This is a genomic window from Bradyrhizobium sp. Ash2021 (genome assembly GCF_031202265.1).
In the GTDB taxonomy this organism is placed as follows: domain Bacteria; phylum Pseudomonadota; class Alphaproteobacteria; order Rhizobiales; family Xanthobacteraceae; genus Bradyrhizobium.
On the sequence record NZ_CP100604.1, the window covers coordinates 507705 to 520442 of the forward strand.

Annotated in this window: 9 protein-coding genes; 6 read left to right on the top strand and 3 right to left on the bottom strand. The window is 63.6% G+C overall.

Annotated features, from left to right (window positions below):
- Positions 1 to 186: 186 nt before the first annotated feature.
- The 3 genes from NL528_RS02555 to NL528_RS02565 form a co-directional block, all read right to left on the bottom strand.
- Positions 187 to 4443: a PAS domain S-box protein gene (locus NL528_RS02555; RefSeq protein ID WP_309181164.1), complete on the bottom strand. Its 4257-nt coding sequence runs from the start codon at positions 4441 to 4443 to the stop codon at positions 187 to 189.
- A gap of 69 nt (positions 4444 to 4512) precedes the next feature.
- The gene (locus NL528_RS02560) at positions 4513 to 4941 is read right to left on the bottom strand and encodes a response regulator (RefSeq protein WP_309181165.1); all 429 of its coding nucleotides are present in this window, start codon (positions 4939 to 4941) and stop codon (positions 4513 to 4515) included.
- A gap of 252 nt (positions 4942 to 5193) precedes the next feature.
- Positions 5194 to 5913 (bottom strand): GntR family transcriptional regulator, encoded by a 720-nt coding sequence (locus tag NL528_RS02565; protein ID WP_309181166.1) that lies wholly within the window; start codon positions 5911 to 5913, stop codon positions 5194 to 5196.
- Positions 5914 to 6027: 114 nt separating this feature from the next.
- Between NL528_RS02565 and NL528_RS02570 the strand changes: the two genes are divergently transcribed.
- The 6 genes from NL528_RS02570 (at position 6028) to NL528_RS02595 (ending at position 12734) form a co-directional block, all read left to right on the top strand.
- Positions 6028 to 7035 carry an ABC transporter substrate-binding protein gene (locus NL528_RS02570; RefSeq protein ID WP_375144121.1) on the top strand — a complete coding sequence of 336 codons (1008 nt, stop codon included), beginning with the start codon at positions 6028 to 6030 and terminating at the stop codon, positions 7033 to 7035.
- A 5-nt stretch (positions 7036 to 7040) separates the two neighbouring features.
- The gene (locus NL528_RS02575; RefSeq protein ID WP_309181168.1) at positions 7041 to 7805 is read left to right on the top strand and encodes an ABC transporter ATP-binding protein; all 765 of its coding nucleotides are present in this window, start codon (positions 7041 to 7043) and stop codon (positions 7803 to 7805) included.
- A 10-nt stretch (positions 7806 to 7815) separates the two neighbouring features.
- Positions 7816 to 8676, top strand: a complete 861-nt coding sequence (locus NL528_RS02580; protein WP_309181169.1) for an ABC transporter permease — start codon at positions 7816 to 7818, stop codon at positions 8674 to 8676.
- Complete coding sequence (gene araD / locus NL528_RS02585; RefSeq protein WP_309181170.1) at positions 8673 to 10412, top strand: L-arabinonate dehydratase; 1740 nt, start codon at positions 8673 to 8675, stop codon at positions 10410 to 10412. Before NL528_RS02580 ends, araD begins: the two co-directional genes overlap by 4 nt.
- A gap of 103 nt (positions 10413 to 10515) precedes the next feature.
- Positions 10516 to 11235 carry a ribonuclease activity regulator RraA gene (locus NL528_RS02590; RefSeq protein ID WP_309181171.1) on the top strand — a complete coding sequence of 240 codons (720 nt, stop codon included), beginning with the start codon at positions 10516 to 10518 and terminating at the stop codon, positions 11233 to 11235.
- Positions 11236 to 11291: 56 nt separating this feature from the next.
- Positions 11292 to 12734 (top strand): aldehyde dehydrogenase family protein, encoded by a 1443-nt coding sequence (locus NL528_RS02595; RefSeq protein ID WP_309181172.1) that lies wholly within the window; start codon positions 11292 to 11294, stop codon positions 12732 to 12734.
- Positions 12735 to 12738: the final 4 nt, after the last annotated feature.

Here is a 12738-nt window from a genome sequence, read left to right on the forward strand (position 1 = left end):
CACCGTCATGCCCCGCTTCAAGCGTGGCATCCAGTAATCCATGTCGCTCGTTATTCACACAAACGCGCGCCACGGAGTACTGGATCGCCCGGTCGTCCAGTGTGAGACGCGCTTCGCGCTTGCCGAGCTGAGACGCGCTTCGCGCTCTTGCCGGGCGACGACAAGCGGCGAAACGGTCGACGCAATCTAGTCGGCGAGCGCTTTGCGGATCATGATGGCCATATCCGATTTGCGATAGGGCTTGGCGAGCAGCAGCACGCCTTCGTCGAGCCGGCCGTGATGGATGATCGCGTTTTCCGTATAGCCGGAGGTAAACAGAACGTTCAACGCGGGCTTGACCTTCAACATCTCGTCGGCGAGCTGGCGGCCATTGAGGCCGGGCATGATGACGTCGGTGAAGAGCAGATCGAATTCATGACCGGCGTTGACAATCGCCATCGCCTCCGTCGCATTTGCCGCGTCGAGCGTGACATAGCCGAGCGAATGCAGTTGCGTCAGCACGTAGTCCCGCACCAGCTTGTCGTCCTCAACGACAAGGATCGTTTCGTGTCCGCCCACCATAGTCGGTGCCGGCGCCGTCGCGACCGGCGCTGACTCGCCGGCGGCCGGCGGCAGATACATCTTGACCGTGGTTCCGTGGCCCTCCTCGCTGTAGATCTTGATGTGGCCGGCCGACTGCTTGATGAAGCCGTAGACCATACTCAAGCCGAGGCCGGTACCCTTGCCGGGACGCTTCGAGGTGAAGAACGGATTGAACACCTTGTCGAGGATCGCCGCCGGAATGCCGCTGCCGGTATCGCTGACCGCGATCATGGCGTAGGGGCCCGGCCGCACGTCGCCATGCGTCCTTGTGTAGTTCTCGTCGAGCACGACCGTGCCGGTTTCGATGATCAGCTTGCCGCCACCGGGCATGGCGTCGCGGGCGTTGAGGGCGAGATTGAGGATCGCGGTGGCGAGCTGATTGGGATCGACGATCGCCAGGCAGGCTTCGTCTTCGAAAACCGATTCGATCTCGACATGCTCGCCGAGCGTTCGCTGCAGCAGCTTGGCGGTCTCGATGATCAGCGTGTTGACATCGGTTTCCTTCGGCTCGAGCGGCTGTTTGCGGGCGAACGCCAGCAGATGCTGGGTGAGATCCGCGCCGCGCGTCGCGGCCTCGTCGATCATCCGGGTGATGGCGGCGAGTTGCGGCTCGCGCTTGACGGCATCGGCCAGGATTTCGATCGTCCCGGTGATGACGGTCAGGATATTGTTGAAATCATGGGCGATGCCGCCGGTGAGCTGGCCGACGGCTTCCATCTTTTCGGATTGCCTGATCCGGTCCTCGGCGGCGATCTTGTCGGTGAGGTCGCGGATGAACCCGTTGAACACGAAGCCGTCGCGGCGCCTCAGTTCGGTGACGCTCAGCTCGACCTTGATCTCCTTTCCGTCGCGCCGGAGCGCCTCGACCTCGAAGCGGCGGCCGAGGATTGGGCCTTCTCCGGTGCGCAGGAAGCGCTCCATGCCGGACTTGTGGGCGTCGCGGTTGATCTCCGGAATGATCAGTTCGCCGAGTTTCGCTCCCACCGCTTCGGTGCGCGACCACCCGAATATCCTTTCCGCCTGGGAGTTCCAGTCCATGATCGCGCCCTGCTCGTCCAACTGGACGAAGGCGTCGAGCGCGGTATCGATGATGCCGCGCGCCAGCTGCTCGCTTTCGCGCAGCGTCTCCTGCGCCAGCCGGCTTTCGGTCATGTCGCGGCCGACAAAGAAGAACCGTTCCACCGGTTCGGACCAGACCCCGAGCCAGGACAGCCACACGCTCCGTCCGTCCTTGTGGAGGCACCGTGTGTCCGCAATCTTCGGACGCTCCCCGCGCCGCAGGGCGCGCATCTCCTCGCGCGAATTCTCCAGATGGGCGGGATGGATGAAGTCGATCCCGGTACGGCCGATCATTTCATTTGGCGGATAGCCCAATATGGTTTCACAGCTCGGGCTGATCTGAACCAGGGATCCCCTTGAATCCATCACCATGATCAGGTCCTGCGACGTTTCGAAAATGCGCCGCAGTTCTTCGGCTTGCTGTCGCAGCGTCTGCTGGGTGCGGTTTCGTTCGGTAATGTCGCGGATGAACCCGTTGAACACAAAACCATCGCGGGTCCTCAGCGCGGTGATGCTCAATTCCGCGGTAAATACCGTTCCGTCGCGCCGTTTGATCTGGACTTCACGGCGCGGCTGCTGGACCTGCTCCCGCCCGGAAAGCAGAAAGCGTTCCAGAGCTACCCTCACTGGGCCGGGCCCATCTTGCCGGCCCATCAATTCGAATACATTCTTCCCAAGCACGTCCTCGCGCGGCCATCCGAGCATGATCTCGGCTTGCGGATTCCAGTCCCGGATGATGCCGCGCTGATCGACCTGGACGAAGGCGTCGATCGCGCTGTTGATGATGCCGCGCGCCAGTTGTTCGCTCTCGCGCAAGGTTTCCTGCGCCTGCTGGCTTTCGGTCATGTCGCGGCCGATATAGAAAAATCGCCTGACCGGCTCGGACCACACCCCCATCCATGACAGCGTTACGACTCTGCCGTCCTTGTGGACGCAACGCGAGCTGAAGTTGCGCGTTCGTTGCCCGCGCCGTTCCGCGCGGACTTCCTCGTTGGACCTCGCGATATCCTCGACATAGGTGAATTCGAGCGCGTTGCGACCGACCATTTCCTGCGGCAAGTATCCCAGGATGGATTGGGAACTGGGGCTCACCTGAACCAGAATGCCGCTGGCGTCCATCACCAGGATCAGATCCTGGGAGGTCTCGAAGATCCGGCGGCGCTCCTCGGCCTGTTGCCGGAGCGCCAGTCTGGTCTTGTTGCTGTCGGTAATGTCGCGGGCGACCTTCGATATGCCGATGGTCGCCCCCGAGGCGGCCTTGATCGGGGATATGCTGAGCGAGACCTCGACCAGACTGCCGTCCTTTCGCAAACGCACGGTCTCGTTGTGCTCGATGCTTTCGCCCCAGCCGATCCGGCGCACGGTGTCCTGCACCTCCGATAGCCGATCGGCGGGGATGATGAGGCTGATGTTCTTGCCCGCCGCCTCTGCCGCCGTGTAGCCGAACAGGCGTTCCGCGGCCGGGTTCCAGCCGATTATCGTGCCGTCGAGCGACATCGTAATGATGGCGTCGCTGGATGATTCGACCGCGGCGCTGAAAAGGCGCTCGCGCTCCGCATGGTGGTCGCGTGCCGCGACCGTACGGCGATGCTCCTCGACTTCGCGTTCGAGCGCGACGGTCTTGGCGTTCGCTTCCTCCATCACATGTGCGAACGCGCGCGCGAGTACGCCGGTCTCGCCGCCCGCGGCGACCGGAATGGCGGCCATGCCATCCCGGGGGGCCGCTTCGACAGCCCGGGTCAACTCGACGATCGGCCGGGTCAGCGACCGCGCGATCAATAGCGCCAGCGCCGCGGCGCAGAGCACCGCGATCAACCCGACAAGTATCGAACTATTCTGGATCGCCGCCGCCGGCGCCATGAAGGCGGCGTTCGGCACCGCTTCGATGACCGCGACCCACTCGCTGCCGGACAGCACGGCTGGCGCGAACGCCACGGCGCTCGGCGGCGCGGCCTGATCGGGTATGATGCGCGCGAAACCTTGCACCGCGCCCAGCGATGCAGCCAAATACGGCATGTCGCGCCGCCAGTCGGTCGGAGCGCCCAGTTGCGAGCCGAATTCGTGCGAGCGATCGGGGTGAACCAAATAGTCGCCCCTGCCGTCGACGACATACACTTTTTCGCCCGGCCGCACCGATGACCGGACGCGGTCGAGCGCCGGACGCATGTCGACATTGACGATGACGATCCCGAACGGCTTGCCGTCGACTGCCAGAACCGGCTTGGCGATCCGCAATACCGCCGCGTGCGGCGTTTCGATGACACCGTTCTCTTCGCTGAAGCTGACCGGCGAGACGTATATTTCATCCGCGGCCAACTTGATTGTGTCCCGGAAATAGGGCGCATCGCCGACCCGCTTCAGTTCTGCTTCCGGGACGATGCGCACCGCGCCGTTCGGTCCGGAGTGGTCGACGCGAACGATTTCCCTGTGACCGTCCGCTACCCCGATAAAGCGCAGCGAATAGGCCGGCTTGAGCGCCATCTGGGCGGCCAGCCGGCCCGCCAGCCGTTCGCGCCAAACCGCCTCGGTGGTTTGATCGACGGGATCGATCCCGCCATTGAGACGCGCGCGCATCAAGCCGGCGACCGCCGCCAGGCCTTGAAAGGTGGTGATGTCGCCGGGGCCGCTGCGAACGCGGGAATCCAGTTCGGCGGCGATGAAACGCGAATGCGTCTCGATCCGATCCAGCACGCGTGGCAGCAGCGCCTGTTCCAGGTTGCGATAGCTCAGCCATCCGACCGCGGATACCGCGATCGCGACCAACGCAATCATCGCGATGGCAAGCCTGGTTGTGAGCGTCATTTTGGCTGTGGCGGCCCCCCGTTCGTCCCAGGCAATGAGCCGGACGAAACGCAACAATGCTATTTCGCATTAGGGGCTGGAGGCAACACCACTGGCGGGCCGGGATGAGGCCGACAGACGCTTTGCTGCTTCAAGGCACCCCGCCACGGCCGCCAGCAGCTCCGCCGGCTTGAAAGGCTTTTGCAACTGCGAGACAGCCCCGAGCTTCATTGCCATGGTCAGGAAATCCGGGCCTGAATCCGAGGGCATCGGCCGGCCGGAGATCACAACGATCGGAGTGAGCGGCTTGTGCTGATGCACCAGCCGCATCGTCTCGAACCCGTCCATTCCCGGCATGAAGATGTCGAGAAACAGCAGGTCGAAATCGCCGGATTCGAATTGCGCCAACCCGTTGCGGCCATCGCTGGCAGTGACAACGCTGTGCCCGGCGCGTTCGAGCAGCAGGCGGATGGTCAGTTGCACGGCGCTGTCGTCGTCCACAATCAGGATCTTCGCCAACTCAGCCTTCTCCCAGCCTGGAATCACGCCAAGGAACCACGCCAAGGCAGGTTCTGCGAATCTACCTTCAGGTGCAACCTGTTCCTGCCACAGGTGTTCCGTCGGAACAGTTAAGCGCTAGGTCAAATTCGCGTCATATGCATGGTTGTGAGCAGACGGGATCGTGGGTGATAAAACGGCAAATCTTATCCGGCGCAAATTCTTGCAACAGGTGCGCCGGCCCGCCTTCGCAAGCGGCGCGACTGAGCTCGGTCAATCGCTGAGATATTCCGGATGGCGCGCGCGAATCTGCGCGAGCTCGCTGAGCGTGCCCGACAGATGGGTCCGCAGATACTTCTGCGCCTCGTCGGGTTCGCCGGCGCCGATCGCTTTCGCAATCAGCTTGTGATGCCGGACGATATCCTGCGCCTTGCCGGGCGACGGCAGATGGAGCCGGCGCAGCCGGTCAATATGCCCGCTGCGGCTCTTCACCAGCACCCAGATGTCCTGCTTGTCGGAGGCCGCATAGAGCTGGGCATGAAACTCGTTGTCGGCGGCCATGAACTTTTCGAAGTCGCCGGCCTTGGCGAATTGCTGCTGCAGCGCAATGGTCCGGTTGAGGTGGGCGGCAACTGCGGCATCATGGCTGATGGCGAGCGCGCGCACGATTTCCAGCTCAACGGCCTGCCTCAGGAAATGCGCCTGCTGGGCCAGCCGCACATCGACCCGGCTGACCACGGTGGCGTATTGCGGGAAGACGTCGACCAGGCCCTCTTCCTCGAGCCGCATCAGCGCGTCGCGGATCGGCGTCGAGCTGACTCCGAACTGCTCCGCCAGCGCGGCGCGGGACAGTGGCGATCCCGGCGGCAATTCGAGTGAAATGATCATCCCGCGCAGGCGCTCGAATACTTGCGGCGCGGCCTGGCGGTCGCGGTCGAGCCGCCCGAGCGAGCGCTGGGCGGTGCGGCGGGAGGCGACGCGCGGTGAGTCCATCAAACAGCCGTCGGATCGAAAGAGACTTGCATCAAATGCACTAATGCATTAGTGCATTTCCGAAACCTCAAGTCAACAGGTTCCACCGCCGGAGGAAGCTCAATGAACAGGATGATGTGGCGCAGTTGCGCAGGCGCCATCGCCGCACTCGGTGTCGCGCTGTCGGGTTTGCCGGCATCGGCGCAGCAGAAGACCGAGATTTCGCTGTCGCGGCAGCCCGGCATTTTCTACATGCCGACCCACATCATCGAGAAGCAGAAGCTGATCGAGAAGCACGCGGCGGCGCTCGGCGTGCCCGGCATCACCACCAAATGGATCACCTTCTCCGGCGGCGGGGCGCAGACCGATGCGCTGCTGGCCGGCGGCGTCGATATCCTCAACACCGGGACCGGCAATCTGCTGCTGCTGTGGGACCGCACCCGCGGCGGCGTCAAGGGCATCGTCGCCTGCTCGGCGCAGCCGATGACGCTGATCAGCCGTGACGCCAACATCAAGTCGATCAGGGATTTCGGCCCAGGCGACAAGATCGCGGTGCCGACCGTGAAGATTTCGACCCAGGCGATCGTATTGCAGATCGCGGCCGCCGAAGCCTTCGGCGCCGACCAATGGTCGAAGCTGGACGCCAACACCGTGCAACTCGGCCATCCCGACGCCTATGCGGCGCTGTCGAATTCGAAGCACGAGGTCCACAATCACTTCTCGATCCCGCCGTTCACGTTCCTCGAGATGACGAACGTGCCCGGCGCCCATGTGGTGCTCAATTCACCCGACGTGATGGGCGGGCCGCTCAGCCAGGCGCAGTTCTTCACCACAACAAAATTCGCAGACGCCAATCCTAAGATCATTCAGGCGGTGCGCGACGCCACCAAGGAGGCGCAGGACCTGATCCGCAACGACACCAGGACGGCGGTCGAGATCTACAAGGAAGTTACCGGCGACAAGACCAGCGTCGAGGATCTGTTGGCATGGCTCAAGGAACCCGGCATGATGGAGTGGAATCTCGAGCCGCAGGGCACGATGAAATTCGCGACCCATCTGTTCAAGACCGGGACGCTGAAAACCCAGCCCAAGGCGTGGACCGATTATTATCTGCCGGTCGCGCACGACCTCAAGGGTAACTGACGCCGATGGCCGCGCTCCTCGATGTCAGTGACGTAACGCTGCGCTACAAGACTTCCAGCGCGGTCGTTACCGCGACCGAGCGGGTCTCGTTCTCGGTCGATCGATCCGATCGCTTCGTGCTGCTCGGTCCCTCCGGCTGCGGCAAGTCGACTTTGCTGAAGGCGGTCGGCGGCTACATGACGCCGAGCGAAGGCAAGATGCGGATCTCGGGGCGTGAGATATCAGAGCCCGGCGCCGACCGGATGATGATCTTTCAGGAGTTCGACCAGTTGCTGCCGTGGAAGTCGGTGCTGGAAAACGTGATGTTTCCGCTGCTGATGACGCGGCGGCTGCCGCGCAAGGAAGCCGAAGCCCGCGCCCGCGCCTATATTGAGAAAGTCAGCCTCACCCGCGTCGTCGACAGCTATCCGCATACGCTGTCCGGCGGCATGAAGCAGCGCGTCGCGATCGCGCGCGGCATGGCGATGGAACCCGATATTCTCTTGATGGACGAGCCGTTCGCGGCGCTGGACGCGCTGACGCGGCGGACTTGCCAGGACGAATTGCTGCAGCTCTGGGCCGAAACCAAGTTCACCGTGCTGTTCGTCACCCATTCGATCGCGGAAGCGATCAAGATCGGGAACCGGATTCTGCTGTTGTCGCCGCATCCCGGCCGGGTCAAGGCCGAGGTCGTCGATGTCGATCAGATCTCGGGCGAGGACGGCAGCGCCGCCCGGCTGGAAAAGCAGATCCACGATCTGCTGTTCGCAGATACGGCGACCGCACATTAGGGAGCGCGCGATGGGCGAAGCGAGAATTCTGCTGCGCGACGACGCCGCGGCAACGGCGGTTCCGGCGGAGGTCGAGCGCAAGCTGACTGTGCTGGAGCTGGTGTGGAACGACGGCTTCGTCCGCAAGGCCGCGATCATCATTTTTCTCGCGGTGGTATGGGAAGCCTACGGCGCGTTCCTCGACAATCCGCTGCTGTTCCCGACCTTCCATGACACCATCATCACGATGTTCGAAAAGGTGCGCGACGGCACCATTCCGTTGCGGGCATGGGCGTCGCTGAAAGTGCTGTTCATGGGGTATGGCGCCGGGATCGTGCTCGCCGCCATCTTCACCATTCTGGCGATCTCCACCCGGATCGGGACTGATTTCCTGGAAACCGTCACGGCGATGTTCAACCCGCTGCCGGCGATCGCGCTGCTGCCGCTGGCCCTGATCTGGTTCGGCCTCGGCAATGGCAGCCTCGTCTTCGTGCTGATCCATTCGGTGCTGTGGCCGGTCGCGCTCAACACCCATTCCGGCTTCAAGAGCGTATCGAATACGCTGCGCATGGTCGGCCGCAATTACGGCCTGCGCGGGCTGCCCTATGTCGCGCGGATCCTGATCCCGGCCGCGTTCGGCTCCATCCTCACCGGCCTGAAGATCGGCTGGGCGTTCGCTTGGCGCACACTGATCGCGGCCGAACTGGTGTTCGGCGTGTCGTCGGGGCAGGGCGGGCTCGGCTGGTTCATCTTCGAGAATCGCAACCTGCTGGACATTCCTGCCGTGTTCGCCGGCCTGTTGACGGTGATCGTGATCGGCCTGATCGTTGAAAACCTGATCTTCCGCACCATCGAACGCAACACCGTCCAGAAATGGGGCACCCAGTCATGACCGGCAAGAACAAGACCCCCGAGCAACTCCGCAGCGCGCGCTGGTTTGCGCCCGACGATCTCCGCGCCTTCGGCCACCGCTCGCGCGCGATGCAGATGGGCTACGCGCCGGAGGAGTGGAAGGGCCGCCCCGTGATCGCGATCCTCAATACCTGGTCGGATGTGCAGCCCTGTCACATGCACTTCAAGACCCGGGTCGACGACGTCAAGCGCGGCATCCTGATGGCCGGCGGCTTTCCGGTCGAATTGCCGGCGCTGTCGCTGTCGGAATCGCTGCAGAAGCCGACCACCATGCTCTACCGCAATCTGCTGGCGATGGACGCCGAGGAATTGCTGCGCGGCCATCCCGTCGATGGCGTGGTGCTGATGGGCGGCTGCGACAAGACCACGCCGGGCCTCTTGCTCGGCGCCACCAGCATGAACCTGCCGACGATCTATCTTCCGGCGGGGCCGATGCTGCGCGGCAACTGGAAGGGCAAGACGCTGGGCTCCGGCTCGGACGCCTGGAAATACTGGGACGAGCGGCGCGCCGGCAAAATCTCCGACAAGGACTGGGTCGATGTCGAGGCCGGCATCGCCCGCAGCTACGGCACCTGCATGACCATGGGCACCGCCTCGACCATGACCGCGATCGCCGAATCGATCGGCATGACGCTGCCTGGTGCGTCCTCGATTCCGGCCGCCGATGCGGGTCACATCCGCATGAGCTCGGAATGCGGCCGGCGCATCGTCGAGATGGTGTGGGAGGATCTGACCCCGCAAAAGATCCAGAGCCGCAAGGCGTTCGAGAACGCGATCACGGTGGCGATGGCAATGGGCTGTTCGACCAATGCGATCATCCATCTGATCGCGCAGGCGCGCCGCGCCGGCCAGGACATCGGGCTCGACGATTTCGAGATTGCCAGCCGCAAGGTGCCGGTGATCGCCAATGTGCGGCCCAGTGGCGATACCTATCTGATGGAGGATTTCTTCTATGCCGGCGGATTGCCGGCGCTGATGAGCCGGATCAAGCCGCATCTGCATCTCGATGCGATGACCGTGACCGGCAAGACGCTCGGCGAGAACATCGCGCGCGCCGAAGTCTACAATGATGACGTGATCCGCACGGTCGACAATCCGATCTATGCCGAGGGTGCGCTCGCCGTGCTCCGGGGCAATCTCGCGCCGGATGGCTGCGTGATCAAACCCAGTGCCTGCGAGCGGCGTTTCCTCAAGCATACCGGGCCGGCTTTGGTGTTCGACGATTATCCCGCGATGAAGAAGGCGATCGACGATCCCGATCTCGACGTTACCGCCGACCATGTGCTGATCCTGCGCAACGCCGGCCCGCAGGGCGGCCCGGGCATGCCGGAATGGGGCATGCTGCCGATCCCGACCAAACTGGTGAAGCAGGGCGTGCGCGACATGGTTCGGCTGTCGGACGCGCGGATGAGCGGCACCAGCTACGGCGCCTGCATCCTGCATGTGTCGCCGGAATCCTATATCGGCGGACCGCTGGCGCTGGTGCGCAACGGCGACCGCATCACGCTCGATGTCGCTGCGCGCACCATCAATCTCGATGTGCCGGAGGCCGAACTGGCAAAACGCCGCGCCGAATGGAAGCAGCCGGAGCGCCGCTTCGAGCGCGGCTATGGCTGGATGTTCACCAGGCACATCAAACAGGCCAACGAAGGCTGCGACTTCGATTTTCTTGAAACCGGCTTTGGTGCGCCGGTCGGCGAGCCGTCGATTTATTGACCCCGTCATTCCGGGATGGTCCGAAGGACCAGACCCGGAATCTCGAGATTCCGGGTTCGCGCTTCGCGCGCCCCGGAATGACAAACAAACCGGGATGAAGCAAATGTCAAAACTCAGCGAAGCGACCCGTAACAAACTGAAGACCGTTTCCACCGCGACGGTGGCGACCGCGCTGTTCAAGCGCGGCTTTCGAATCCAGATGATCCAGGATGTACATCCGCTCGGCCCCGACCAGCCGACCCTGGTCGGTGAGGCCTTTACGCTGCGCTACATGCCGGCGCGCGAAGACCTCAACAAGTTAGAGGTGTTCCGCGACCGCGTCCATCCGCAGCGCAAGGCGATCGAGGATTGCCCGGTTGGCGCGGTGCTGGTCATGGATAGCCGGAAAGACGCCCGTGCAGCCTCCGCCGGCGCCATCCTGGTGACGCGATTGATGAAGCGTGGCTGTGCCGGTGTCATCACCGACGGCGGCTTTCGCGATTCCGCCGAGATCGCCAGGCTTGGCTTCCCCGCCTATCACCACCGGCCCAGCGCGCCGACCAACCTGACGCTGCATCAGGCGATCGAGATCAACGTGCCGATCGGCTGCGGCGACGCGCCGGTGTTTCCCGGCGATGTGATCCTTGGCGACAGCGACGGCGTGATCGTGATCCCCGCCCACCTTGCCGACGAGATTGCCGACGAGACCGTCGAGATGACCGCGTTCGAGGATTTCGTCACCGAGCAGGTGCAGAGCGGCCGCTCCATTCTCGGGCTCTATCCCGCGACCGATCCGCAGACGCTGGTCGATTTCGCAGCTTGGCGGAAGGCAAACAAGCGATAAGGTCCCCGGAAACGGCGAGAAGTACACGACCGATCTAACGATAAAAGGAGCACGCCATGCTGATGTTCAACAATCTGATCGACGGTGAATGGATTTCCGACGGCGCGCGGTCGCCCAACGTCAATCCGTCGGATACCAATGACGTTGTAGGCCAGGCCATACGCGGCACCCGCGCGCAGGCCGATGCGGCGGTCGCCGCCGCCAAGGCGGCATTCCCGGCATGGTCGCGCGCGACGCCGCAGCTCCGCTACGACATCCTGAAAAAGGCCTCGGACGAGATCCTGGCGCGCAAGGATGAACTCGGCCGCCTGCTGTCGCGCGAGGAAGGCAAGACCCTGCCCGAGGGCATCGGCGAGGTCGCGCGCGCCGGACAGATTTTTGCGTTCTTCGCCGGCGAATGCCTGCGCATGGCCGGCGAGAAGCTGGCCTCGGTGCGCCCTGGCGTCGACATCGAGATCACCCGCGAGGGGCTCGGCGTCGTCGGTTTGATCACGCCGTGGAATTTCCCGATTGCCATTCCCGCCTGGAAGATCGCGCCGGCGCTGGCCTATGGCAACACCGTCGTGATCAAGCCCGCCGATCTGGTGCCGGGCTCGACCTGGGCGCTGGTCGATATCCTGCATCGCTCAGGCCTGCCGAAGGGCGTGCTCAATCTCGTGATCGGCCGCGGCTCCGAGGTCGGCGCTGCGCTGCTCGAGCATCCCGATGTCGCGGCGATCAGCTTTACGGGGTCGGTCGCAACCGGCCACAAGGTTGCCGCTTCCTGCGTCGCGTCGCGGCCGATGAAGAAATTCCAGCTCGAGATGGGCGGCAAGAATCCGCTGGTCGTACTCGACGATGCGGATTTGAAGGTCGCGGTGGAGTGCGCCGCCAACAGCGCGTTCTTCTCCACCGGCCAGCGCTGCACCGCCGCCTCGCGGCTGATCGTCACCAAGGGCATTCACGACAAATTCGTCGCCGCTCTCGCCGAGCGCATCAGCGGGCTGAAGATCGATGACGCCGTGAAAGCCGGCACCGACATCGGCCCGGTGGTCGATCAAAGCCAGCTCGATCAGGACCTCAAATACCTCGCGATCGGCAAGGAAGAGGGCGCCAAGCTCGCTTTCGGCGGCGAGCGCCTCAAGCGCGACGCGCCCGGCTTCTACCTGCAGCCGGCGCTGTTCACCGAGGTGACCAACAATATGCGGATCGCGCGCGAGGAAATTTTCGGGCCGGTCGCGTCCGTCATTCGCGTCAACGATTATGCCGAAGCATTGGCCGTTGCCAACGACACCGAGTTCGGCCTGTCCGCTGGCATCTGCACCACCAGCCTGAAATATGCCAGCGACTTCAAGCGCAACGCGGAGGCCGGCATGGTGATGGTCAATCTGCCGATCGCCGGTGTCGACTATCACGTGCCGTTCGGCGGCCGGAAGGGCTCCAGCTTCGGACCGCGCGAACAGGGCAAATACGCGGCGGAATTCTATACGACGGTCAAGACCGCCTACACGATGCCGTAGCCTG